The following is a 23,077-nucleotide window of genomic DNA, read 5'->3' on the forward strand; positions in this document are numbered from 1 at the left end:
GTCCGGCCGACATCCGACGGGCCCGTCCGAATGAGGGTGGAGAACCATGCCGGAGACCGTCCGCGAGGCGGCCGCCACGACGAGAGCCGCCGGGACGGCCACCTTCCGGCAGCCCGGACTCGTCCTCACCGACCACCACTTCGACGTGCCGCTCGACCACGCCGACCCCGGCGGCGCGACGATCCGGCTCTACGCCCGCGAGGTCGTCGCCACCCGCCGCGAGCACGACGACCTGCCCTGGCTGGTCTACCTCCAGGGCGGGCCCGGCTTCGCCGCGGGCCGCCCTGTCGGCAGGGAGCACTGGCTCGACCGCGCCTTGGAGGACTACCGCGTCCTCCTCCTCGACCAGCGCGGGACCGGCCGCTCCACGCCCGCCGGCCGCCAGACGCTCCCGCTCCGCGGCACGCCCGCCGAACAGGCCGACTACCTCGCCCACTTCCGGGCCGACTCCATCGTCCGCGACTGCGAGCTGATCCGCCCCCGGCTGACCGGCGGGCGGCCCTGGACCGTGCTCGGCCAGAGCTTCGGCGGCTTCTGCGCGGTCACCTACCTCTCGTACGCCCCCGAGGGGCTCGCGGAGGTGATCATCACCGGCGGCCTGCCCTCGCTCGACGCCGACCCGGACGCCGTCTACCGCGCCGCCTATCCGCGCATGGAGCGCAAGAACCTCGCGCACTACGCGCGTTACCCCGGCGACGAGGCCGCCGCCCGGCGCATAGCCGCCCACCTCGCCGGGCGCGAGGAGGTGCTGCCCGACGGCACCCTGCTCACCGTCGAGGCGTTCCAGCAGCTCGGCATCCTGCTCGGCACCGGCGACGGCTCGCACCGGCTGCACTACCTCCTGGAGGACGCCTTCGTGGACACGGTCGCGGGCCCGCGGCTGTCCGACGCGTTCGCCGAAGCGGTCGCCGCGGTGCTCTCCCGCGCCCACTGCCCGCTCTACGCGATCCTCCATGAGGCCATTTATGCCCAGGACGGGCGTGCGACGCACTGGTCCGCCGAGCGCGTACGGGCCGAATTCCCGCAGTTCGACCGCCACTTCGAGCCCGGCGCGCGCTTCCTCTTCACCGGTGAGACCGTCCACCCCTGGATGCTGCGCACCCACCCCGCCCTGCGCCCCCTGCGCCACACCGCGGAACTCCTCGCCGAGCGCAAGGGCTGGACGCCCCTCTACGACCCCGACCGCCTCGCCCGCAACACCGTCCCCGTGGCCGCCGCGATCTATCACGACGACCTTTACGTCGACACCGATCACTCCCTGCGCACCGCCCGCGCCATCGGCGGCCTGCGCACCTGGGTCACCGACGAATACGAGCACGACGGCGTACGGGCGAGCGGTCGCGTGGTGCTGGACCGGCTGCTGACGCTCGTACGGGACGACGGGTGACCGTGGCTCGGGGCGGGTGGTGGTGACCGTGGTGCTCATGGCCGGTACGGACCGGCGGGTGGCCGTACCGGAGTGATAACTCCCCGTGACGCACCGGAAGTTCCCGCCTCTTTCCGAGTCGTCACTTGCGCCGCAACCATTGCCCAGTTCCTCCCGAGCCCCTACGTTGAGCGGCGCCTTAACTCGACTTGACCCGCCGCTTACACCGCGGTGGGGATTCGGGAGGAACCCCCCATGCGCAGACGAATATCCCTCGCGGTCGGCGTGACCGCCCTGACGGCGGCGCTGGCCGCCACGGCCGCACCGGTGGCCTCCGGTGCCACACCGGGACCCGAACGCACCCAGCACGTCGAATACTTCACCGGCCCCGACGGCCACCCCCGCCACACCACCGTCCCCGCGTCCCCCACGCCGCCCAGGTCCCTGCGGCCGTCGGTCCGCGGCGACGGCGACGTCACCCCGATCGTCGAGAACGGCCCGGTCGGCAGCAAGCTCGACGTCGTCTTCGTCGGCGACGGCTACACGGCGGGCCAGCAGGGCGACTTCCACACCGCCGTACGCGCCAAGTGGGCGAAGATGTCGGCCGTCGAGCCGTACGCCTCCTACAAGAACCTGTTCAACGTATGGGCCGTGGACGCCGTCTCCCGGGAGTCCGGCGTCTCCGGAGACCCGGGCAAGGACGTCGTCAAGGACACCGCGCTCCGCTCCGCCTTCTTCTGCGACGGCATCGAGCGGCTGCTGTGCGTCGACACCGGCAGGGTCGAGTCGTACGCCGCCAAGGCGCCCGCCGCCGACCTCGTGGTGGTCCTGTCCAACTCCACCAAATACGGCGGGGCGGGCTACAACGACGTCGTCTCCAAGGTGGGCTACGACGGCATCGCCACCGCCTCCTCGGACCACGCCAAGTCCGACCAGATCGCCGTCCACGAGACCGGCCACTCGCTGGGGAAGCTCGCGGACGAGTACCAGTACGACGAGTACGGCACCTACACCGGCGCCGAACCCGCCGAGGCGAACATCACCAAGCTGAGCGCCGACGAGATGGCCGCGCAACGGCAGAAGTGGTACCGCTGGATCGGCCGGACCTCACCGGACGGCGGCACGGTCGGCGCGTACGAAGGCGGCGGCTACTACCCCAAGGGCCTCTTCCGGCCCACCGAAAACTCGATCATGCGCACCCTGGGGCACGAGTTCAACCTGCCCGGACGCGAGGCGATGATCGCCGGGTTCTACCGGCACGCGAGCGTGCTGACGAGCGACCGCCGCACGGACAGCAGGATCGGCCGGGCCGAGCGCGTCACGGTGCGGCTGTCCGCGAGCAGCGCGGTGGTGCGCTGGTACGTCGACGGGCGCGAGGCCGTCGACGCGCGCGGACGGGTCTCGGTGACCCCCCGCTCGCTCGGTGTCCCCGCGGACGGGCGGACGCACGCGGTGACGGCGAGGGCGGTGGACGGCACGGACGCCGTACGGGACCCGCGGCTGCGCGAGCGGATGCGGAGCTCGCTGACGTGGGAGACGGCGTGCTGAACCCGGTGCGCCGCCCGGACTCCCGCGCGCCATAGGACAGGATCCGTCCTACATCCCTCCTACGCTCACCCCCATGAGCAGCCTCCGCCCCCGCATCACCGATGACCAGCGCCGCGCCCGCCTCGGCCGTCGGCACCTCCTCTCGCCCGCGCACCGCGTCACCGCCGTGGAGGACGTGGCGGACGCCCTCGTGGGGCTGCACGCCACCGACGCGGCGACCGTGTATCTCTCCGCGTGCGCGCGGCTGGTGGAGCCGTCGACGGCGGAGGTGGAGCGCGGGCTGTACGACGACGTGACGCTGGTGAAGCTGCTGTCCATGCGGCGCACCATCTTCGCCGTGAGCTCCGGGCTCGCCCCGTATGTCGACGCCTCCACCGCCCGGGCGATCGCGGCGCGGGAGCGGGCGGCGTTCCTGAAGTTCCTGCAGCAGGGCACCGAGGGCAGCTGGGACGAACAGCGGCTCGCGCGGACCGAGCGGGAGGTGCTGGCCGCCCTCGCCGCCCGCGGTGAGGCGACGACGGCCGAGCTCGCCAAGGACGTGCCCGCCCTGCGGGAGACGATCCTGGTCTCGGCGGGCAAGCCGTACGCGGCGCGGCAGAGCGTCGGCAGCCGACTGCTGCGGCTGCTGGCCTCGGACGGGCACGTACGCCGCAGCCGCCCGCGCGGATCGTGGACCAGCAGCATGTATGCATGGGCGCCCGTGGACCAGTTGCCGGAACTCCCCGTGCGGGAATCCAAGGCGGAGGTGGCACGGCGGTGGCTCGCGTCCTTCGGACCGGCGACCGAGGCGGACCTGAAGTGGTGGACGGGCTGGACGCTCGGCGACACCCGCCGGGCGCTGGCCGACGTGGGCGCCCACAACGTGGAACTGGCGCACGGCCCCGGCTTCGTGCTGCCGGACGACCTGGAGGACGTCGAACCCGCGGAACCGTGGGCGGCGCTCCTCCCGGGTCTCGACCCCACGGCCATGGGCTGGCGTGACCGCGACTGGTACCTGTCACCGGACCACGTGCCCGCCCTCTTCGACCGCGCGGGCAACATCGGCCCCACCGTGTGGTGGAACGGCCGCGTCGTCGGCGGCTGGGCGCAGCGCCCGGACGGCGAGATCGCCTGGCGGCTGCTGTCGGACGCGGGCACCGACGCGGCCTCCGCGATCGAGGCGGAGGCCGCGCGCCTGTCCTCGTGGCTGGGCGAGGTGAGGGTCACCCCACGCTTCCGCACCCCGCTGGAACGGGAGCTGGTGGGCTAGCCCGACGGACTGGAAGTCCATCCACCGGCCGCACCGTACCCAGCCCGTCCGGCGTTTGAGGACGCGCCCGCAGGGCGCCCCCGCCGCAGGCGGCAACGGAGCAGCGGCCGGGGCGCCGACACAGGTCGACCGGGGGCCGGGGCGGAGCCCCGAGCAGGGTCACATACGCCCGGGGTGCTTCACCTCGGGCGACGGCGTCTCACCGTACGGCGTGGTGATGAACTCGACCACACACGTGCCGCCCGGGTCCAGGACGTACACCCCCCGCCCACCGTAGTGGCGGTTGATCTCGCCCTCGCGGGACATCGCGGGATCCGCCCAGTACCGCACGCCCCCCTTCTCGATCCGCTCGAAGATGGCGTCGAACTCCTCGTCCGTCACGAGGTACGCGAGGTGGCTGCCGTTGATGGCGTCCGGCGCCACGTGGTCGTCCGCGAAGTCGATGCCCACGCCGTTGGAGCTGGTGATCTGCGTGAACGGGCCCCAGTCGAGCGGCGCTTCGGTGTCCATCAGCCCCGCGACGAACGCGGCGCTCTGCCGGCGGTCCTTGACGTGGACGATGATGTGGTTCAACTCGTTGGCCATGATGGATCCTTCCTTCATGAGATGACCCTGCGCGCCCTGCCGGGCACGGCGAGCGCTCCGAGGGCCGCGCATGCCGTGAACGCGGCGGCGATCAGCAGGGCCCTGCCGTATCCAGCGGTCAGTGCCTGCTGGACGTCATGGGGGTGGGCGGCCAGTCGGCCGGCCGTGATGTGCGTCGCGACGGTCGCCAGGAGGGCGAGGCCGAGCGCGCCGCCGACCTGGCGTGAGGTGTTGACGAGACCCGAGGCGAGCCCCGCCTCGGCGCGGTCGGTGCCGCTGGTCGCGGCGACGGTGGCGGGCATCATCGCGAGTCCCGCGCCGAAGGTGGCGAGAACGAACGGTGCCGCCACATCAGTTGCATAATTCCCGTCGGCCCGGATCCAGGAGAGCCAGATGAAGCCCGCGGTGCTGAGCGCCATGCCGATGACGAGCAGCGGGCGCGGCCCCGTGCGGGCGATGATCCGGGTGGCGAGCTGCGCGCCCGCGATGATGGCGAGCGAGCCGGGCAGGAAGCACAGGCCCGCCTTGACCGCGCTGTAGCCGAGGATCTGCTGGAAGTAGAGCGACAGCAGGAACCACATCGCGAAGGTGGCCGCGCCCATCCCGATCACGACGAGGTTGGCGGTGGCCAGGCTGCGGCGGCGCAGGATGGCGAGCGGTACGAGCGGGTGGGCCACCTTCGACTCGACGGCGAGGAAGGCCAGGAGCAGCAGCACCCCGGCGGCGAGCGGCGCCCACACCGTGGGGGAGCCCCAGCCGTGGGTCTCGGTGGAGATGATCCCGTAGACGAGCGCGGTCAGACCCGCGGTCACGGACACGGCACCCGGGAGGTCGAGGCGGCGCAGTCCGCCACCGCGCCCGGAGGCGGCGGCCGGGACGTACACCAGGGCGGCTGCCAGCAGCGCGACGCCGATGGGCACATTGACGAACAGTACCCAGCGCCAGCCCGCGTACTCGGTGAGCACGCCGCCGACGACCGCGCCCGCCGCGCCGCCGGCCGCCATGACGGCGCTCCAGGCGCCCATCGCCCTTGTCCGGGCCGCCGGTTCGGTGAACGTCGTCATGATCAGGGTGAGCGTGGCCGGGGCGAGCACCGCGCCGCCGATGCCCTGTACGGCGCGGGCGGCGATCAGCAGTGCGCCGTCGTTCGCGAGGCCGCCCGCGAGGGAGGCCAGGGTGAAGGCGGCGAGGCCGGTCAGGAAGGCGCGCTTGGTGCCGACGAGGTCGGCCGCGCGGCCGCCGAGCAGCAGGAGCCCGGCGAAGCCGAGCGTGTAGGCGTTGACGATCCACTGCTGGCCGGCGCCGCTGAGGTGCAGTTCGGCGCGGATGGAGGGGAGGGCCACGTTCACGATCGACACATCGAGGATGACCATGAACTGGGCCGCGCAGGCGATGAACAGGATCGCGGCGGTGGACCGGGGGCCTCGGGCGGGCGCGCCGGACGCGGGGCCCGTGGGGGCCGCGGCCGGGTGGGGCGCGTCCGGCCGGGCCGGGGTCCGGGTCGTCGGTGCTGATGGATCGGGCATGGCGAAGACGTCCTCACGAGGGTTGACCACACCCCGGAATTAGAGATGCTCTAAAAATGTAGCACCTCTAATTTTGGTTTCCCGGGGACGTATCCTTGGGTCCATGACCACGCACGTCACCGCCGACGCCTCCGCCACGCGGCCCGCTTGCGTGCCCGCGACCGGGCTGCGCGGCCGCAAGCGGGAGCGCACCCGCCGCGCGATCTCCGACGCGGCCTTCCGGCTCTTCGCCGAGGAGGGGTTCGACGCCGTCACCCTCACCCGGATCGCCGCCGAGGCGGACGTGGCGCCGGCCACGGTCTTCACCCACTTCGCCTCGAAGGAGGACATCTTCTTCGGCCGCCGTGAGGAGTTCGACGCGCGGCTGTGGGAAGCGGTGCGGCCCGGTTCGACCGGTGCCGAGCTCCTCGACGGCCTGATCGTCGCGTGCGTGGACGCCTGTGAACTGGCGCTCGCCGACGAGGACTCCATCGCCCAGGGGCGCGTCTTCTCCCGGGTGCTGCTCGGCAGTTCCGTCCTCGGTCGCAGCTATCTGCCCTTCATGCGGCGCCGCCAGGAGCGGCTCCTGGAGATGCTCGTCGAGCGCGCGGGCCCCCGCGTGCTCGCCGAGCCGGGGCTCCGCGCGGAGCTGGAGCTCTTCGCTTCCCTCGCCGTAGCCGTGCGGCAGTTGGTGTTCGACGTGCTGCACGTGACGCTCGCGGCGGACGAGCCGCCCGCCCGCGTCCGCGCTGCGGTCCGGGAGACACTCGACCGCGCCGCCGACCGCCTCGGCCGGGCGTACGCGGACTCGGACGTGCTGGACGCGGGGGCTTGAGGGCGGTCCTGTCCGGCATTTGGGGGCCCGCGGCGCGCACGGCGCGCGGGGAGAAGTAATTCGCGTGCGGTGACGCGGTGGCGCTGGAACCGTGCGCCGCATGGATGACGACACCGCCCACGAGGCGATCATCAGGCGGGCCGGGGCGCTCGACGCGGGGCCGGCGGCCGAGGTCTGGCTCCGTTCGTACGACGCGGCGCTGCCCACGGTCCGGCGGGCGCACTCCGACGACGAGGTCCGTGACTACTTCCGGGCAGTGGTGATCCCGGAGCGCGAGACCTGGGTGGCGGAGGAACCGGGCGGGCCGGTCGTCGGCGTGCTGGTCCTCCACGAGGGTCGCATCGACCAGCTCTACCTGGCGCCGGACCGGCGTGGCCGGGGCCTCGGCGACCGCTTCGTAGCCCTGGCGAAGCGGCGCCACCCCGCCGGCCTCGACCTCTGGACCTTCCAGGTCAACATCCCGGCCCACCGCTTCTACGAACGCCACGGCTTCACGGAGGCGGAGCGGACGGACGGCAGCGCGAACGAGGAGAGGGAGCCGGACATCCGCTACGTCTGGCCGGGGGTGCCGTCCGGAGGGCACCCCCGACTCCGCGCTTGAACGTGTTCAAAAACAGGTCTACAGTCGCCGACAAGAGAGTTTTGAACACGTTCAAGAAGGGGTGGGGAGCGTGGACCTCACAGTCGTCGCGTACGTCATCTACCTGGTGATCAGCCTGGGCCTCACGGTCTGGGTCGCGCGGACGCTCAGCCGGAACGGCCGGGTCTTCCTCGCCGACGTGCTGCACGGGAACGAGAAGCTCGCGGAAGCCGTGAACCACCTGCTGGTGGTCGGCTTCTACCTGGTGAACATGGGCTTCATCGCCCTGTACCTGCAGGACGACAACGCGATCGCCAACGCCCGGGGCGTGTTCGAGGCGCTGTCGAAGAAGCTCGGTGTCGTGCTGCTCGTGCTCGGCGTCATGCACCTCGGCAATGTCTTCGTGCTCAACAAGTTCCGCCGCCGCGGAATGGTGGAGCGGGAGCAGATCCCGCCGGTCCCGCCGCAGGGATACATGGGTCAGCCCGGGCCGTGGGCCACGCCGGCCGGCGGGGCCTGAGTCCGGTGACGACCACCACCGTCGGCGGCCGGGGCGTCCAGTACGCGCCGGTCCGCCGGCTCACCGTGCTGTACGACGCGCAGTGCTCGCTCTGCCGCTTCCTGCGCGACTGGCTCATGAGGCAGCGGCAGCTCGTGCCGCTCGACGCGGTGCCGGTCGGCTCCGAGGAGGCCCGGAGCCGCTTTCCCTACCTCGATCACGCCTCGACCTTCGAGGAGATCACCGTGGTCGGGGACGGCGGACAGGTCTACCGGGGGCCCGCCGCCTGGGTGGTGTGCCTGTGGGCGCTCGCCGAGTACCGCCCGCTCTCGCACAGGTTCAGCACTCCATCCGGCCTCCGCCTGGCACGCGGTGCGGTGCTGGCCGCGGCCAAGTACCGCGGGGCGCAGTGGCGGCAGCGCTCCGGGAAGGCCGGCCGTGACGCGTACGGCGGGCGGAGCGGCTGGGCGTACGACCCGGCGGCCGGGTGGGTCTTCGTGGGCCCCTCGGCCTGCGACACCGGCTGTGCCGCGCCCGATTAGGCTCTGAGCGTGCCAGCAGAGAACGAGCCCCGGCCCGCCAAGAGCGAGCAGACCCGCACCCTGATCCTGGAGACCGCGATGCGGCTCTTCCAGGAGCGGGGCTACGACAAGACCACGATGCGGGCCATCGCCAAGGAGGCCGGGGTCTCCGTCGGCAACGCCTACTACTACTTCGCCGGCAAGGAGCACCTGATCCAGGGCTTCTACGACCGGATCGCCGCCGAGCACCAGACGGCCGTCCGCGACGTGCTCGACCGGGAGACCGACCTGGAGGCGCGGCTCGCCGGGGTCCTGCAGGCGTGGCTGGACATCGCCGCGCCGTACCACGAGTTCGCGGCGCAGTTCTTCAAGAACGCCGCCGACCCCGAGAGCCCCCTCAGCCCCTTCTCGCCCGAGTCCGAGCACGCGCGCGAGGCGGCCATCGCCGTGCACCGCGAGGTGCTGGCGGGCTCCAAGGCGAAGGTCCCGGCCGAGCTCGCCGACGTGCTGCCCGAGCTGATGTGGCTGTCCCAGATGGGCCTCGTCCTGTACTGGGTCTTCGACCGCTCCCCCGACCGCACCCGCAGCCGCCGCCTCGCCGACCGCGGCGCCCGCCTGACCACACGCGGCGTCTCCCTGGCCCGCTTCCGCGTACTGCGCCCGCTCGTCCACGAAGTCCACGAACTGTTCACGGACTTCCTGCCGGGGATGGCGCAGACGGTGGCTTCGCGCAAGTGACCGACGGGTGCGGCGCGGCAACGCAGAACCGCCCCGGACGATGATTCGTCCGGGGCGGTGAGTGTGCACTCGGCAGGATTCGAACCTGCAACCTCTTGATCCGTAGTCAAGTGCTCTATCCGTTGAGCTACGAGTGCTCGGCGCTTCCGGTGGCCTTCGAGAGGCTGCCGGTCGGCGTTGCGGGAGCAATATTACCCGAACATTTCCGTGATCCTTCCCGCCCGGCCGACGGGGTGCCGTGTCCGGCAGGTCACTCCGGTGTGAATTCGTACCGCAACTCGTACAGGTGCCCGGCCTTGACCATCACGGCGGCCTCGACCGGTCGCTCGTCGTCGCTGTACACGACCCGGAGGGTCCGCAGGACCGGAAGGCTGGTGGGCAGCCGGAGCGCGTTGTACTGCTCCTGGGTGGGCACCCGCGCGGAGACCTTGTCCACGCTGAGCCGGGGCGGGAAGCCGAGACCGGCGAGGAGGGTCGGTGTCCCGCCCCTGATCCTGCGGCGCTCCATGATGGGCGTGCCGTGGGCGATGTCCAGTGGGTAGTAGCACTTCACGAGCTCCACCGGCTCGTCGTCGATCAGCAGCACCTGGCGGCGGAGCAGCGCGGTGCCGTTCTCGGGCAGCTCCAAGGCCGCGGAGACGTCTGCGGGAGGTGTGGCTTCCGAGACGCCGAGGAGTTTGCTCCGGGCCCGGCGGCCGCGACCGGCTGCCTCGGTCAGCCAGCGGTACGGTTCGCCCGCTGCCGACGGCGCCATGTACGCGGCCGGTCGCATGGTCCGCTGCCGGCGCTCGCGCACGGTGACCGCGGTGCCGGGCCGCCCGATGATCAGGCGCTCGTCCTTGAGCAGTTGCAGTGCTTTCTGCACCGTCGCGCTGGAGGCGTCGAACCTGGCCTTGAGCTGCGCGGTGGAGGGCAGGTCGGCCCCCGGGGCCAGGTCGCCGCTCATGATTTCGTCACGCAGATCGGCGGCGATCCGCTCGTGCAGGCATCGGCGGTCGGAGGTGCCGGGTTCGGTCATGGGCGGGTTCATCCGATCGTGAGCTCGTACCGCAGGCGCTGGCGGTGCGCGGGCATGGTCATCATGTCGACCTGGAACGGCCGGTCCTGGCTGTCGGCGGTGACTCGGGTCAGCTGCAGGACCGGCTCGTCCTGCGCGGTCTGAAGCAGCGTGCGTTCTTCCGGATCCGGCATCCGTGCGACCACGTCCTCACGGACTCTCGCGCCCACGTACCCGAGCTCGGCGAGCAGCCGGATCGCCCCACCGGGGATCTTGGCCGTCCCGGCAAGACGCGTGCCGCGGGCGATGCCGACGGGGTAGTAGGTGTCCGTCAACTCATTGGGCCGGTCGTCCAGATACATGATCCGGCGACGTACGGCGACGGACTCTCCCTCGTGCAGTCCGAGCAGAAGTGCGACGTCGGGCGGTGCGGGAACCTCCTCGGCGCGGATGACGCGCTGAGTCCCCTTGCGCCCCTGAGCAGCGGCTTCGGCGCCCCAGGCGTCCGGTCGGGCGGCGTCCGGCGTCAGATACGGCATCGAGCTGCTGACCCACCGGCTGTTGCTCACGATGTCCTCCCACTGGCCGTTGACCTACACCGTGTTGTCCCACACGGTATGCGACCTCTCGGAGAATGCCACCCTTTCGTGGCATGGCTGCATTTCGCGAATGGCAGTACGGTCGATCGAGGGGGTGTGAGGGATGACCTACAGGAACGGTGTGTTCGTCGTGGACACCAGGGACGGTCGCATCGCGCAGGTTACCGGCGGCCGCGGGCAGCGTGTGAATGTGCGGGAGCCCGGCGGCGGGGCCGAGTGGGAAGTGCCGTTCGGCGCGCTGCGGTTGGCGACCCGGGAGGAGCGGGGCACGGTGGGGTTGTGGGCCGAAGGGGCACCGGCGCGTTGCGCGGAGTGCGAGGAGCTGAAAGTGGCGCTGCGGGAAGCCGAGGCCGGAGGGGGCAGGGCCGACGTGGACACCGCCCTCGTCGCGCAGCGCATGCACTGGACGAACGCGCACACGCTCGCAGGGGAGGCGCGGTGAGCGCGTGCCTGCACCGTATGGGATGGGCACCGGCGCGCGGCGCGGTGCGGTGCGAGGGCTGCGGCGTCGTGCGGTTCACGGATTACGGCGCGCTGCGCCCGCCCGGCCTGCCGCAGGCGGTGACCGTCTCACGGGGGAGCGCCCTCCGCGCCGACCGCACGGCCGCGCACTGGGTGGCGCGGAACGCCCCGCGCCCAAAACCGTGGCTCCGGCCGGAGGCCGGGAACCTTTGCCCAACGGTCAGCCAACGCCTCGCCCCGCGCCACTAGCGTCCACCTCATGGAAGCGATCAAGGTGAGAGATCTGGCCGCCGCCCTCCCCGGCGCGTGGCGTTCGCGGGTGCTCGGTGACGTGGACGGGGTGGCCGTCAAGGCGCTGCGGATGGACGGGCTGCCGCTCGAAGAGGAAGTGCACGACTGCGCCGAGGTCCTGTTCGTGGTCGACGGGCGGCTGGAGCTCGACATACGGGGCACCCGTCTGACCGTGGCGGCCGGTGAGCTCTGCGTCGTGCCGGCGCGCACCCCGCACTCCGTACGGCCCGGCAGCGAGGGCGTGCTGCTGATCGTGGAGAGCTCCCGGTAGGGCGGTTCCGGGGGCGTGTCATCCGTATGCGCACAACCGGCCGGTACGCACGCGGTGAGGTGGGGGGAGGAGGGGCAAGATGTGTTCATGGGGACCTTCGCCGCGCACGATGGTCTGATCGTCGGCCGCTACCGCCTGAGGGAGAAGATCGGGCGCGGTGGCATGGGTACCGTCTGGCGTGCCACCGATGAGCTGCTCGCCCGTGAAGTCGCGGTCAAAGAGCTGCACATGGACGACGGTCGTCCGCTGTCCGGAGCCGCCACCCTTCCCGCGTCCGGCGTCGACCGCACCCTGAGGGAAGCCCGTGCGGCCGCGCTGATCAATCACCCGAATGTGGTCGCCCTGCACGACATAGTGATCCAGGAGGGGCGCCCGTGGATCGTGATGGAGCTGATCGAGGGGCGCGCGCTGTCCGACGTCCTGGCGACGGACGGGCCGGTGGGCGCGCGGGAGGCGGCCCGCATCGGGACCGCGCTGCTGGGAGCGCTGCGGGCCGCGCACGCCCGGGGCGTCCTGCACCGTGACATCAAGCCGCCGAACGTCCTGCTGGAGGCCGGTACGGGGCGCGTCGTGCTGACGGACTTCGGCATCGCCCGGGTGTCCGGAGCCACGACGATCACGGAGTCCGGCGCGTTCGTCGGCTCGCCCGAATACACCGCGCCGGAGCGGATCGCGGGCCGCAGCACCGGACCGGCGTCGGACCTGTGGTCACTGGGAGTGCTGCTCTGCGTGGTGCTCAGCGGTGAATCCCCCTTCCGCCGCGACTCGTTGGGCGGCATCCTGCAGGCCGTCGTCCAGGACGAGATCCGGCCACCGGCCGCGGCCGAACCACTGCTGCCGGTCGTACGGGGGCTGCTGGAGCGCGACCCCGAGCGCCGGATGCGCGTGGACGAGGCGGAGTGGCTGCTGCTGGCCTATCTCGCGTCGGGGCGCATGCCGGAGGCGGCCGCCCCCTCCGGTACCGGCGACCGCACGGCCGGGCGGCCCCGCCGCCGGGGGAGGCTGCGCGCCCGACGGCGCGTTCACGACGCCCCCACGCCCCCACCGCCCGGCGCCGCGACCTCGGCACTGCCTTCGCCGTGCGAGCCGCCGCCCTTCGAGCCCCCGTCTCAAGGCCGTGCCCGGCTCGCCCTGATGACCGGGGTCGCCGTGATGACCCTGGCCGGAATGGGCGCCGGGCTCGCCACCTTGCTGACGGACTCGCACACCACAGGGGTGGACGACAAGCCGCCCCATGTGACGAGCGGCCCGCTGACGCCCTCGCCCCGCTCGCCCTCCGGGCCGCCCGCCACCGCCGTCGTCGACGCCCCGGCCGGCTACCGGGCGGTCCGGGACCCCGCCGGGTTCGCCCTCGCCGTCCCGGACGGCTTCACCCGCTCCTTCGAGCCGCCGCGCGTCCTCTTCCGTTCGCCCGGCGGGAAGTTCGTCATCGGCGTCACGATCCAGGACCGGCAGGAGGACGGCCCCATGGGCGCGCTGCGCACCGCCGCCGAGGAGGCCCCCGACCGCTATCCGGGATACCGCGACGCCACGGTCGCGCCGACCGAGCACAAGGACGCCTTCGCCGCCCGGTGGGAGTTCACCTGGAACGAGGATCCGGGCGACGACGGGAGCGCTCGGCATATGTACGACGTCTGTTGGGACGAAGGCGACAGGAGGTACGACGTGTGGGTGGCGTCGCCCGCCGACCAGACCGACGAGGGGCGCCGCTACGCGCAGACGGCGCTCGACACGTTCGTGCGCGTCAGACCCGTATCGGTTCCCTGACGGCCGTCACGGGACGTCGTCCGCGACGGTCGTCGGGAATCCCTTGACGGCCGTCACGGAAGCGACGCAGCCGTCCGTCCCGGTCCGGCGGAAAGTGGTTACTGCCGGGTACCCAAAGTGTGCGAGCCCGCCTACGCTCGCCCTCATGACCGACTCGCGGCATGGCGCAGCAGCAGAGGTAACGGCACAGGCGGCGATACCCGTGGAAGGCGGCAACCCGGTCGCCCCGCCCGGAGCCCGTACCGCCGCGGACGTCGTCACGCCCGCGCTCGTCGCCCGGCTGACCCGGGGGCTGACCGGGTCCGGTACGACCGTCAGCCACACGCCGCTCACCGGGCGGAAGCTGGCTGACCTGCCGGAGTCGGGCCCGGAGGACGTGGCGGCCGCGTTCGGGCGGGCGCGCCAGGCGCAGCGGGCGTGGGCGGCCGTGCCCGTGCGGGAGCGCGCCGCCGTCCTGCTGCGCTTCCACGACCTCGTGCTGGCCCGCCAGTCGGAGGTGCTGGACCTGATCCAGGTGGAGACCGGCAAGGCCCGCCTGCACGCGCACGAGGAGGTGCAGGCGGTGGCCGTCGCCGCCCGGCACTACGGGCGCAAGGCCCCCGCCTATCTGCGGCCCAGGGGGCACACCGGCGTCGTGCCGACGCTCACCAAGGTCACCGAACTGCGCCAGCCGCGCGGTGTCGTCGGCCAGATCTCGCCGTGGAACTACCCGTTCGAGCTGTCCGTCGGCGACGCGCTGCCCGCGCTGGTCGCGGGCAACACCGTGGTCACCAAGCCCGACACCGAGACCGCGCTGACCGCCCTGTGGGCCCGTGAGCTGCTGATCGAGGCGGGGCTGCCCGCGCCCGTCTGGCAGATGGTGCTGGGGGAGGGGCCGGTCGTCGGGCCCGCCGTCGTGGCGCACGCCGACTACGTCTCGTTCACCGGCTCCACCCGCACCGGCCGCGAGGTCGCCGAGGGCGCCGCCGCCCGGCTGGTCGGCTGCTCGCTCGAACTCGGCGGCAAGAACGCCATGCTGGTCCTGCACGACGCCGACGTCGAGAAGGCGGCGGCGGGCGCGGTCCGCGGCTGCTTCTCGTCCGCGGGGCAGCTGTGCATCTCCATCGAGCGCCTGTACGTCCACGAATCGGTCGCCGACGCCTTCGTGGAGCGCTTCGTCGCCCGCACGCGCGCGATGCGGCTCGGTACGGGCCTCGCGTACGGCGCCGACATGGGGTCGCTCGTCTCCGGCAGACAGCTGGAGACCGTGACCCGGCACGTCGAGGAAGCCGTGGCCAAGGGCGCCACCGTCCTCACGGGAGGTCGCCCCCGGCCGGACATCGGCCCGCTCTTCTACGAACCGACCGTCCTCGAAGGCGTCGAGGCGCCGATGGCGGTCTGCGCGGAGGAGACGTTCGGCCCGGTCGTCTCCGTATACCGCTTCCGTGACGAGGACGAGGCGGTCGCACTGGCCAACGCCACCCCGTACGGACTGAACGCGTCCGTCTGGACCAGGGACGGGCGGCGCGGCCGCGCGCTCGCCGCCCGGCTGCGGGCGGGCACCGTCAACGTCAACGAGGCGTACGCGGCGGCGTACGGCAGCGCGCAGTCGCCCATGGGCGGCATGGGCGACTCGGGGCTCGGCCGCAGGCACGGCTCCGAGGGCATCCTGAAGTACACCGAGTCCCAGACCGTCGCCCAGCAGCGGGTCATGCCGCTCGCACCGTCCTTCGGGATGACGGACGAGAAGTACGCGGAGTTCATGACCCGCAGCCTGCGCGCGCTGAAGGCACTGCGCCTGCGCTGACCGGAAGCTCTCACGGAGGTATTGGTGCCGGCGTCTGCTCACGAAAAGGACCGCGAGGGCGGCTACGACTACGACGTGATCGTCGTCGGCTCGGGCTTCGGCGGCGCGGTGTCCGCCCTGCGCCTGACCGAGAAGGGCTACCGGGTGGGCGTGCTGGAGGCGGGCCGCCGCTTCACGCGCGACACCCTGCCCAGGAACTCCTGGGACCTGCGCAACTACCTGTGGGCCCCCGCCCTCGGGCTCTACGGCATCCAGCGCATCCATCTGCTCGGCAATGTGATGGTCCTGGCGGGCGCCGGCGTCGGCGGCGGATCGCTCAACTACGCCAACACGCTGTACGTCCCGCCGAAGGCGTTCTTCGACGACCCGCAGTGGGCCGGCATCACCGACTGGCAGGAGGAGCTGAAGCCGTACTACGCACAGGCGCAGCGCATGCTGGGCGTACGGCTCAACCCGACCATGACGCCGTCGGACGTCCATCTGCGGGCGGCGGCCGAGAAGATGGGCGTGGGGGACACCTTCCATCTCGCGCCGGTGGGCGTGTTCTTCGGGGACGGGCAGGACGCCGACGGCGCGGCCCGGGCGCGGCCCGGGGAGGAGGTCGCCGACCCGTACTTCGGAGGCGCGGGTCCGGCGCGCAAGGCGTGTATCGAGTGCGGCGAGTGCATGACCGGCTGCCGGCGCGGCGCGAAGAACACCCTCAATGAGAACTACCTCCACCTCGCCGAACGGGCCGGGGCGGTCATCCACCCGATGACGACGGTCGTCGCCGTCACGGAACACCGGGAGGGCGGCTACCGCGTCGTCACCCTCCCCACCGACAAACGGCGCAAGGCCCGCCCCCGGGTGCTGCGCGCGGAGCGGGTGGTGATCGCGGCGGGCACGTACGGCACGCAGACGCTGCTGCACACCATGAAGGACAAGGGGCTGCTGCCCCGCATCCCGGACGGGCTCGGGCGGCTGACCCGTACGAACTCCGAGGCGGTGGTCGGCGCCCAGACCGACAACCGCCGCTACCGCGCGGCCCATGGCGTGCCGGAGGTCGACTTCACCCGGGGCGTCGCGATCACGTCGTCGATCCACCCGAACGCCAACACGCACATCGAGCCGGTCCGTTACGGCAAGGGCTCCAACGCGATGGGCGCGCTGTCGATCCTCCAGGTGCCGGTGGACACGCGCGCGCCGCGGGCCGTCGCCTTCGCGGCGCACTGCGCGCGGCACCCGGTGCAGCTGCTGCGGTCGCTGTCCAACCACCGCTGGTCCGAGCGCACGATCATCGGGCTCGTCATGCAGTCGCTGGACAACTCCCTGACGACGTACCGGAAGGAGAAGGGCCTCGGCAAGGGACTGCTCACCGCGCGACAGGGGCACGGCGCGCCCAACCCGACGCAGATCCCCGAGGCGGCACAGGCCGCGACGCTGATCGCGCGGGAGATCAACGGCTTCGCGGGCAGCAACGTCGGCGAGCTGATGGGCACCCCGCTCACCGCGCACTTCCTGGGCGGCTGCCCGATCGGCGCGGACGCCTCGCAGGGCGTCATCGACCCGTACCACCGGCTGTACGGACACCCGGGGATCTCGGTCGTCGACGGCGCCACGGTCTCGGCGAACCTCGGCGTCAACCCGTCCCTGACGATCACGGCTCAGGCGGAACGCGCGATGTCCTTCTGGCCCAACAAGGGCGACCCCGACACGCGCCCTGTGCAGGGCGCCGCGTACGAGCGCGTGCCGGTGGTGCGCCCGCGGCACCCGGCGGTCCCGAAGGGGGCGTTCGCGGCGCTGCGGCTGCCCTAGCCGGGAGCGGGCCTGTGACCCCTGCGGCGGCGCGCACGGCGAAGGGCCCCGGGCCGCCTCCGCGGGGGCGTGCGGGCGGCCACGGGGCCCTTGACTGCCGGCACCGAGGGGCAGGGCGGAGTCGGTGCCGCGGAGCGGCGCCGGGGGGAGCGCCGCGGGCTTCGGGGTGGTGCGTCGCTTGCTGCGGGTCCTGAGTGCGCCCCGGCTGATGCGTGCCGGGCTCGTACGGGCGCCTCGGCGGCGGTCCGTGCGGCGCAGTGGTCGAACCAATGGCGGTACGGAACCGGGGCTTTGGTGTCCCTTGGCATCGTGCGGGATACGCCGTGCCCAGCGCAACCGTTTCGACCGGATACGGTCGGTTCCAGGCGTCCCCGGAACCGACCGTCCTTCGAGTGGCGGCCGGGCTGCTGTCCCCTGCTGACCGGTCGCCGTGCCACCGGAAGGCGGTCCCACGACGTACGTACGCGTACGTCTCGCATTCCGGTGGATCCGCCCTGTCGTTGCCGGGCGCCCAGATGAACAGGGACGGAAGCCACGCGTGGATCTGGTGGGCCGCTCCTGGCTGGCGCGACACCGGGTCCAACGAAGGCGTCAGGGCGCGGTCACGCGTCGTACGAGTGACGAGGGGGTGGTGCGGGAGCGGACCACCGGCTCAGACGCGCCCCCTGCACAGCTCCAGCAGCGTCATGGCCAGCGTCGTGCCCGGCTTGCCCAGCTGATCGCTGTAGTGGGTGAGGATCTCCATCTCGCGCGCCAGGTTCACGCGCCGGCCGCCGGAGGCGATGCGTTCGCGCTGGATCACCGCCGAGACGGCCATCCGTTCCTGCACGAGCCCGATGATCCGGCCGTCCAGGTCGTCGATCCGCCCGCGCGCGTCGGTGATGACGCCCGCGGCCTCGTCGGTACGGGCTCCGGTCTCCGCGACGGTCTGCGTGCTCATGTGTGTTCCTCCAAAGGGGCGCGGCCCCCCGGAGCGACAAGGTCCGGGAAAACGACAGGCGCCCCGGGCCTTGTCGGCCCGGGGCGCCTGTCGAAGTCGCTTGTCAGTGGCTCAAGCAGCACGACCATGGCAGCCGGACGGGCCGGTTGCCATAGGTAAAGACGTAGGTCAGGTGCTTGCGCATGGCGGACAGTATGGCCCGGGGGAGGCCCCGGGGCCAACGCGGATTCGGATGGTGAGACAAAAGCAAGCACCCGCGCCCCGGTAGAATCGACAAATAGAGACCCCCTCACCGACCGCCGGAAGGCCGCTCCCGTGTCAGCAGCACCCCCCGCCGCCGCCCACGACAACACCGCGGAACCGGTGCTCGTTGTCGACTTCGGTGCGCAGTATGCCCAGCTCATCGCCCGTCGAGTCCGTGAAGCGCGGGTCTACAGCGAGATCGTCCCGTCCACCATGCCGGTGGCGGAGATGCTCGCGAAGAACCCGAAGGCGATCATCCTCTCCGGCGGTCCGTCGTCCGTCTACGAGGAGGGCGCCCCCCGCCTCGACGACGCCCGCGGCCTCTTCGAGGCCGGCGTCCCGGTCTTCGGCATGTGCTACGGCTTCCAGCTGATGGCCACCACCCTCGGCGGCACGGTCGACAACTCCGGCGCGCGTGAGTACGGCCGTACGCCTCTGACCGTGACCAAGCCGGGCTCGACCCTCTTCGAGGGCACCCCGGTCGAGCAGTCGGTGTGGATGTCGCACGGCGACGCCTGCTCGGCCGCCCCCGAGGGCTTCACGGTCACCGCGTCCACGGACGTCGTGGCCGTCGCCGCCTTCGAGAACGACGAGAAGAAGCTCTACGGCGTCCAGTACCACCCCGAGGTCATGCACTCCACGCACGGCCAGCAGGTGCTGGAGCACTTCCTCTACCGCGGCGCCGGGATCGAGCCCAGCTGGACCACCGGCAACGTCATCGAGGAGCAGGTCGCCGCGATCCGTGCCCAGGTCGGCACCAAGCGCGCCATCTGCGGCCTCTCCGGCGGCGTGGACTCCGCCGTCGCCGCCGCCCTCGTCCAGAAGGCCATCGGCGACCAGCTCACCTGCGTCTACGTCGACCACGGCCTGATGCGCAAGGGCGAGACCGAGCAGGTCGAGAAGGACTTCGTCGCCGCGACCGGCGTCCAGCTGAAGGTCGTCGACGCGCAGGAGCGCTTCCTGACCGCCCTCGCCGGCGTCTCCGAGCCGGAGGCCAAGCGCAAGATCATCGGCCGGGAGTTCATCCGCGTCTTCGAGCAGGCCCAGGCCGAGATCGTGGCCGAGGCGGGCGCCGAGGGCGAGGACGTCGCGTTCCTCGTCCAGGGCACGCTCTACCCCGACGTGGTCGAGTCCGGTGGCGGCACCGGAACCGCCAACATCAAGTCCCACCACAACGTGGGCGGCCTCCCCGAGGACCTGGAGTTCGAGCTCGTCGAGCCGCTCCGCCAGCTCTTCAAGGACGAGGTCCGCATGGTCGGCTCCGAGCTGGGCCTGCCGGACGAGATCGTCCAGCGCCAGCCCTTCCCCGGCCCGGGCCTCGGCATCCGCATCGTCGGCGAGGTCACCAAGGAGCGCCTGGACCTACTGCGCGAGGCCGACGCCATCGCCCGCGAGGAGCTGACCGCCGCCGGTCTCGACCGCGAGATCTGGCAGTGCCCGGTCGTCCTGCTCGCGGACGTCCGCAGCGTCGGCGTCCAGGGCGACGGCCGCACCTACGGCCACCCGATCGTGCTGCGCCCGGTCTCCTCCGAGGACGCCATGACGGCCGACTGGTCGCGCCTGCCGTACGACGTCCTGGGGAAGATCTCGACCCGCATCACCAACGAGGTCGACGACGTCAACCGCGTCGTCCTCGACATCACCAGCAAGCCGCCGGGGACCATCGAGTGGGAGTAGTCCTCCCCTGAGACCTCCTGAGGCTCCTTGAGGTCGAACGCCAGTGCCGTCGCTCATTCATTTGGGCGGCGGCATTGTCATTTGGGGTGGGTACGCTGACCGTACGGCCCAGAATCCCGTTCATGGGAGGACTCATGACCGCTGAGATCGCGCACCCCTGGCCGGTGCCGCCGCAGGACGGTTACACCGTGGACGACCTGCTGACGCTGCCCGACCTCCCGCCGCACACGGAGTTGATCGACGGGAGCCTGGTTTTCGTGAGTCCGCAGCGATATTTCCACAGCATCGTGATCGACCTGTTGGTGAGTGGGCTGCGTCGCACTGCGCCACCCGAACTGCGGGCCGCCCGGGAGATGTCGGTGGTGCTTGACAGGCGCAACGGCCCAGAGCCGGACATCTCCGTCGTCCGCGCCGGGGCGGTGCGGAGCATGGAGCAGACCTACTTCCAGGTCAGGGATGTCCTGCTCGCGGTCGAGGTGGTGTCCCCGGAGTCCGAGGCCCGTGACACCGACACCAAGCCGCACAAGTACGCCGCTGCGGGCATCCCGCACTTCTGGCGGGTCGAGATGGCCGGTACGGACCTTCAGCCCATTGTCCAGGTCTTCGAGCTCGACAAGGAGACGCGCACTTACGTCCCGACCGGTACGTACCGCGACACCCTCAAGCTCTCCGTCCCCTTCGATATCGACATCGACCTCACGGAGATCAACCAGTTGTAGCCGAAGCGGTCCTGGCGCACACGGCGGTTGCTTATCCCGCGGCGCCGGGACCCTGTTCTCCTCGCGTACCCGGAGGTAGCTTCCGTGGCGTACGGAACCGCGTGCGCATCGTAAGGAGAAGCCCATGTCGCCAAGGCCCGAGCCCGTACCCGCGGATCAGCTCCGGTTCGCGCTGCCGCCCCGGCACGAGAACGTCGAGGACGAACGGCGGCACCGCAAGGAGCGGCTGGCCGCGGCGCTGCGGCTCTTCGGGCGGTTCGGCTTCGAGGAGGGCGTCGCGGGTCATATCACCGCGCGGGACCCGGAGTTCACGGACTGCTTCTGGGTGAACCCCTTCGGGATGTCCTTCAAGCACATCACCGTCAGCGACCTGATCATGGTCAACCACGAAGGGCAGGTCGTGGAAGGGCGCCACCACGTCAACGAGGCGGCGTTCGCGATCCATTCGCAGATCCACCGGGCCCGCCCCGATGTCGTGGCCGCGGCGCACAGCCACTCCACGTACGGGCGCGCGCTGTCCGCCCTCGGGGAGCTGCTGGAGCCGATCACGCAGGACGTCTGCCCCTTCTACCAGGACCACGCCCTCTTCGACGACTACACGGGAGTCGTCGTGGACCTGGAGGAAGGGCGTCGCATCGCGACCGCCCTGGGGCCGCACAAGGCCGTCATCCTGCGCAACCACGGGCTGCTCACGGTCGGGGACTCCGTGGACGCGGCGGCCTGGTGGTTCATCACCATGGAGCGCTCGTGCCAGGTGCAGCTCCTGGCCAAGGCCGCGGGGAAGCCGGTGCACATCGACGCCGCGCACGCCGAGGAGACGCGGGAGAGGCTGGGCAGCGACCTGGCGGCGTGGATCAACTACCAGCCGCTCTACCAGCAGATCACGCGGAGCGAGCCGGAGCTGCTGGGCTGAGGTCGGCGCCGGTGGCCGGACCCCCTCCGACAGGCGGGGGTCGCTCGTTCTTCCGGGCGCCTTTTCGGGGCATTCGCCCTGCTTACGATGGTCGAGAGCCGGGGCGTGGCCGCCTCGGCTCCGTCGTGCCTGGAAGCAATGAACCGGTTGGAGAACCATGCGCCTCTCCCGTTCCGTCGGGCTGTCCGCCGCCCTGGCCCTGGCGGGCCTGGCCGTCACCGGCTGCGGCGGTGGCGCCGAGGCCGAGGAGCGGCCCGCCGCGAAGTCCTCCTCGTCGGCACCGTCCTCGCCGGCCCCTTCCGCCACGCCCGTCACGGAGAAGCCCGCTCCGCCCGCCCGCATGCTGACCAACGCGGCCAAGGTCGTACGGCCGGAGATAGCCCCCGCGGGCGGCGAGAAGGTCGGCGTCGGTCAGCCCATCGCCCTGGTCTTCAAGCAGCAGAAGGTCCCGAAGGAGCTGCGCGCGGGCATCGAGGGCCGGCTGAAGGTCTCCACCTCGCCGAACGTCCCCGGTGCCTGGCACTGGAACGAGACGAAGGGCGATACCCGCGTCCACTTCCGCCCCGAGAAGTACTGGCCCGCCGGGACCAAGGTCACGCTGGACGCGCGCCTCGCGGGCGTCCAGCTCGCCGACGGCACGGCCGCGGGCGGCGGCGACCGCACGGTCTCCTTCACCGTCGGCGACTCGATGATCAACACCGTGGACCTCAAGGCTCACAGGATGACCGTCGTGCGCAACGGCAGGACGCTGCGCTCCATCCCCATCAGCGGCGGCGACGAGTCGAAGAACTTCCAGACCCGCGACGGCGTCAAGACCATCCTCGCCAAGGAGGGCCGGGTCGTCATGGACTCGCTGTCCATCGGCATTCCGCGCAGCCACCCGGACGGGTTCTACGGCTCGTACGACTTCAGCATGCGCGAGACGATCAGCGGCGAGTATGTGCACGCGGCCCCCGACAACGCCGAGGCCTTCGGCAAGGAGAACGTCAGCCACGGCTGCATCGGCATGTCCACCGAGGACGCCAAGTGGCTGTACGGGCTGAGCCTCAAGGGCGACGTCGTGCAGGTCACCGGCAGTTCCAAGCCGAAGCCGATGGACAACTTCGGCAACGGCTACGGCGACTGGAACCTCAGCTGGCAGGAGTGGCTGGACGGCAGCGCGCTGGGCGTCCGCACGGGCTGAGAAATCCGC

At 71.7% G+C, this 23,077-nt stretch carries 22 protein-coding genes, 1 tRNA gene and 1 pseudogene; 18 read left to right on the plus strand and 6 right to left on the minus strand.

What is annotated here, in order from left to right; all coding sequences use genetic code 11:
* Positions 1-46 precede the first annotated feature (46 nt).
* The 3 genes from DXZ73_RS25865 to DXZ73_RS25875 all read left to right on the plus strand — a co-directional run bounded on the left by DXZ73_RS25865 (position 47) and on the right by DXZ73_RS25875 (position 4,163).
* Positions 47-1,387: an alpha/beta fold hydrolase gene (locus DXZ73_RS25865; RefSeq protein WP_116213442.1), complete on the plus strand. Its 1,341-nt coding sequence runs from the start codon at positions 47-49 to the stop codon at positions 1,385-1,387.
* 234 nt (positions 1,388-1,621) lie between these two features.
* Positions 1,622-2,914, plus strand: a complete 1,293-nt coding sequence (locus tag DXZ73_RS25870) for a M64 family metallopeptidase (RefSeq protein WP_116213443.1) — start codon at positions 1,622-1,624, stop codon at positions 2,912-2,914.
* 73 nt (positions 2,915-2,987) lie between these two features.
* Positions 2,988-4,163: a winged helix DNA-binding domain-containing protein gene (locus DXZ73_RS25875; RefSeq protein ID WP_116213444.1), complete on the plus strand. Its 1,176-nt coding sequence runs from the start codon at positions 2,988-2,990 to the stop codon at positions 4,161-4,163.
* A 159-nt stretch (positions 4,164-4,322) separates the two neighbouring features.
* Here the strand turns inward: DXZ73_RS25875 and DXZ73_RS25880 are convergent, their stop codons facing one another.
* Both DXZ73_RS25880 and DXZ73_RS25885 read right to left on the minus strand, forming a co-directional pair.
* On the minus strand, positions 4,323-4,748 hold the full coding sequence (locus DXZ73_RS25880; protein WP_116213445.1) for a VOC family protein: 426 nt from the start codon (positions 4,746-4,748) through the stop codon (positions 4,323-4,325).
* 14 nt (positions 4,749-4,762) lie between these two features.
* On the minus strand, positions 4,763-6,274 hold the full coding sequence (locus tag DXZ73_RS25885; protein WP_116215855.1) for an MFS transporter: 1,512 nt from the start codon (positions 6,272-6,274) through the stop codon (positions 4,763-4,765).
* 103 nt (positions 6,275-6,377) lie between these two features.
* On the opposite strand from DXZ73_RS25885, the gene DXZ73_RS25890 reads away from it, so the two are divergent.
* From DXZ73_RS25890 to DXZ73_RS25910, 5 genes are all read left to right on the plus strand, one after another.
* The gene (locus DXZ73_RS25890) at positions 6,378-7,088 is read left to right on the plus strand and encodes a TetR/AcrR family transcriptional regulator (RefSeq protein ID WP_116213446.1); all 711 of its coding nucleotides are present in this window, start codon (positions 6,378-6,380) and stop codon (positions 7,086-7,088) included.
* Positions 7,089-7,188: 100 nt separating this feature from the next.
* Positions 7,189-7,689, plus strand: a complete 501-nt coding sequence (locus DXZ73_RS25895) for a GNAT family N-acetyltransferase (RefSeq protein ID WP_116213447.1) — start codon at positions 7,189-7,191, stop codon at positions 7,687-7,689.
* Positions 7,690-7,759: 70 nt separating this feature from the next.
* Entirely contained in the window at positions 7,760-8,188 is a 429-nt protein-coding gene (locus DXZ73_RS25900; RefSeq protein WP_116213448.1) for a hypothetical protein, read from the plus strand.
* A 5-nt stretch (positions 8,189-8,193) separates the two neighbouring features.
* On the plus strand, positions 8,194-8,709 hold the full coding sequence (locus tag DXZ73_RS25905; RefSeq protein WP_116215856.1) for a thiol-disulfide oxidoreductase DCC family protein: 516 nt from the start codon (positions 8,194-8,196) through the stop codon (positions 8,707-8,709).
* Between the two features lie 78 nt (positions 8,710-8,787).
* On the plus strand, positions 8,788-9,426 hold the full coding sequence (locus tag DXZ73_RS25910; RefSeq protein ID WP_425315922.1) for a TetR family transcriptional regulator: 639 nt from the start codon (positions 8,788-8,790) through the stop codon (positions 9,424-9,426).
* A 64-nt stretch (positions 9,427-9,490) separates the two neighbouring features.
* Here DXZ73_RS25910 and DXZ73_RS25915 read toward each other — a convergent pair.
* The 3 genes from DXZ73_RS25915 to DXZ73_RS25925 all read right to left on the minus strand — a co-directional run bounded on the left by DXZ73_RS25915 (position 9,491) and on the right by DXZ73_RS25925 (position 10,992).
* A tRNA-Arg gene (locus DXZ73_RS25915) sits at positions 9,491-9,563 on the minus strand.
* A gap of 113 nt (positions 9,564-9,676) precedes the next feature.
* Entirely contained in the window at positions 9,677-10,444 is a 768-nt protein-coding gene (locus tag DXZ73_RS25920; protein WP_240351490.1) for a GntR family transcriptional regulator, read from the minus strand.
* Between the two features lie 8 nt (positions 10,445-10,452).
* A complete protein-coding gene (locus DXZ73_RS25925; RefSeq protein ID WP_116213451.1) occupies positions 10,453-10,992 on the minus strand; it encodes a GntR family transcriptional regulator in 540 nt (179 codons plus the stop codon).
* 133 nt (positions 10,993-11,125) lie between these two features.
* Between DXZ73_RS25925 and DXZ73_RS25930 the strand changes: the two genes are divergently transcribed.
* From DXZ73_RS25930 to DXZ73_RS25950, 6 genes are all read left to right on the plus strand, one after another.
* Positions 11,126-11,464 carry a hypothetical protein gene (locus DXZ73_RS25930; protein WP_116213452.1) on the plus strand — a complete coding sequence of 113 codons (339 nt, stop codon included), beginning with the start codon at positions 11,126-11,128 and terminating at the stop codon, positions 11,462-11,464.
* Entirely contained in the window at positions 11,461-11,733 is a 273-nt protein-coding gene (locus DXZ73_RS40650; protein ID WP_425315865.1) for a DUF6255 family natural product biosynthesis protein, read from the plus strand. Before DXZ73_RS25930 ends, DXZ73_RS40650 begins: the two co-directional genes overlap by 4 nt.
* Positions 11,734-11,743: 10 nt before the next feature.
* Positions 11,744-12,046 (plus strand): cupin domain-containing protein, encoded by a 303-nt coding sequence (locus DXZ73_RS25935; protein ID WP_116213453.1) that lies wholly within the window; start codon positions 11,744-11,746, stop codon positions 12,044-12,046.
* A gap of 87 nt (positions 12,047-12,133) precedes the next feature.
* Positions 12,134-13,813, plus strand: coding sequence for a serine/threonine-protein kinase (locus DXZ73_RS25940; RefSeq protein WP_116215857.1), 1,680 nt, complete (start codon positions 12,134-12,136; stop codon positions 13,811-13,813).
* A gap of 145 nt (positions 13,814-13,958) precedes the next feature.
* Entirely contained in the window at positions 13,959-15,599 is a 1,641-nt protein-coding gene (locus tag DXZ73_RS25945) for a succinic semialdehyde dehydrogenase (RefSeq protein WP_116213454.1), read from the plus strand.
* 24 nt (positions 15,600-15,623) lie between these two features.
* Positions 15,624-17,393 carry a GMC family oxidoreductase N-terminal domain-containing protein gene (locus DXZ73_RS25950; RefSeq protein WP_205519229.1) on the plus strand — a complete coding sequence of 590 codons (1,770 nt, stop codon included), beginning with the start codon at positions 15,624-15,626 and terminating at the stop codon, positions 17,391-17,393.
* Between the two features lie 652 nt (positions 17,394-18,045).
* Here the strand turns inward: DXZ73_RS25950 and DXZ73_RS25955 are convergent.
* The gene (locus DXZ73_RS25955; protein WP_116213456.1) at positions 18,046-18,333 is read right to left on the minus strand and encodes a chorismate mutase; all 288 of its coding nucleotides are present in this window, start codon (positions 18,331-18,333) and stop codon (positions 18,046-18,048) included.
* A 315-nt stretch (positions 18,334-18,648) separates the two neighbouring features.
* Between DXZ73_RS25955 and guaA the strand changes: the two genes are divergently transcribed.
* The 4 genes and pseudogenes from guaA (at position 18,649) to DXZ73_RS25975 (ending at position 23,068) form a co-directional block, all read left to right on the plus strand.
* Positions 18,649-20,253 (plus strand): glutamine-hydrolyzing GMP synthase, encoded by a 1,605-nt coding sequence (gene guaA / locus DXZ73_RS25960; RefSeq protein WP_116213457.1) that lies wholly within the window; start codon positions 18,649-18,651, stop codon positions 20,251-20,253.
* Positions 20,254-20,387: 134 nt separating this feature from the next.
* Positions 20,388-20,972, plus strand: a complete 585-nt coding sequence (locus DXZ73_RS25965) for a Uma2 family endonuclease (protein WP_116213458.1) — start codon at positions 20,388-20,390, stop codon at positions 20,970-20,972.
* Positions 20,973-21,060: 88 nt separating this feature from the next.
* Positions 21,061-21,885, plus strand: a pseudogene (locus DXZ73_RS25970) (class II aldolase/adducin family protein); the annotation flags it as partial.
* A 157-nt stretch (positions 21,886-22,042) separates the two neighbouring features.
* The gene (locus DXZ73_RS25975) at positions 22,043-23,068 is read left to right on the plus strand and encodes a L,D-transpeptidase (protein ID WP_116213460.1); all 1,026 of its coding nucleotides are present in this window, start codon (positions 22,043-22,045) and stop codon (positions 23,066-23,068) included.
* Positions 23,069-23,077: the final 9 nt, after the last annotated feature.

This window comes from Streptoverticillium olivoreticuli subsp. olivoreticuli (assembly GCF_003391135.1).
GTDB classification, from domain to species: Bacteria; Actinomycetota; Actinomycetes; order Streptomycetales; family Streptomycetaceae; genus Streptomyces; species Streptomyces blastmyceticus.

What these genes read in the sequence shown, in the direction of transcription:
- DXZ73_RS25865 (WP_116213442.1), top strand. Translation starts at nt 47, where the DNA reads ATGCCGGAGACCGTCCGCGAGGCGGCCGCCACGACGAGAGCCGCCGGG.
- DXZ73_RS25870 (WP_116213443.1), top strand. Translation starts at nt 1,622, where the DNA reads ATGCGCAGACGAATATCCCTCGCGGTCGGCGTGACCGCCCTGACGGCG.
- DXZ73_RS25875 (WP_116213444.1), top strand. Translation starts at nt 2,988, where the DNA reads ATGAGCAGCCTCCGCCCCCGCATCACCGATGACCAGCGCCGCGCCCGC.
- DXZ73_RS25880 (WP_116213445.1), bottom strand. Translation starts at nt 4,748, where the DNA reads ATGGCCAACGAGTTGAACCACATCATCGTCCACGTCAAGGACCGCCGG.
- DXZ73_RS25885 (WP_116215855.1), bottom strand. Translation starts at nt 6,274, where the DNA reads ATGCCCGATCCATCAGCACCGACGACCCGGACCCCGGCCCGGCCGGAC.
- DXZ73_RS25890 (WP_116213446.1), top strand. Translation starts at nt 6,378, where the DNA reads ATGACCACGCACGTCACCGCCGACGCCTCCGCCACGCGGCCCGCTTGC.
- DXZ73_RS25895 (WP_116213447.1), top strand. Translation starts at nt 7,189, where the DNA reads ATGGATGACGACACCGCCCACGAGGCGATCATCAGGCGGGCCGGGGCG.
- DXZ73_RS25910 (WP_425315922.1), top strand. Translation starts at nt 8,788, where the DNA reads ATGCGGCTCTTCCAGGAGCGGGGCTACGACAAGACCACGATGCGGGCC.
- DXZ73_RS25920 (WP_240351490.1), bottom strand. Translation starts at nt 10,444, where the DNA reads ATGACCGAACCCGGCACCTCCGACCGCCGATGCCTGCACGAGCGGATC.
- DXZ73_RS25930 (WP_116213452.1), top strand. Translation starts at nt 11,126, where the DNA reads ATGACCTACAGGAACGGTGTGTTCGTCGTGGACACCAGGGACGGTCGC.
- DXZ73_RS25935 (WP_116213453.1), top strand. Translation starts at nt 11,744, where the DNA reads ATGGAAGCGATCAAGGTGAGAGATCTGGCCGCCGCCCTCCCCGGCGCG.
- DXZ73_RS25940 (WP_116215857.1), top strand. Translation starts at nt 12,134, where the DNA reads ATGGGGACCTTCGCCGCGCACGATGGTCTGATCGTCGGCCGCTACCGC.
- DXZ73_RS25945 (WP_116213454.1), top strand. Translation starts at nt 13,959, where the DNA reads ATGACCGACTCGCGGCATGGCGCAGCAGCAGAGGTAACGGCACAGGCG.
- DXZ73_RS25955 (WP_116213456.1), bottom strand. Translation starts at nt 18,333, where the DNA reads ATGAGCACGCAGACCGTCGCGGAGACCGGAGCCCGTACCGACGAGGCC.
- DXZ73_RS25965 (WP_116213458.1), top strand. Translation starts at nt 20,388, where the DNA reads ATGACCGCTGAGATCGCGCACCCCTGGCCGGTGCCGCCGCAGGACGGT.
- DXZ73_RS25975 (WP_116213460.1), top strand. Translation starts at nt 22,043, where the DNA reads ATGCGCCTCTCCCGTTCCGTCGGGCTGTCCGCCGCCCTGGCCCTGGCG.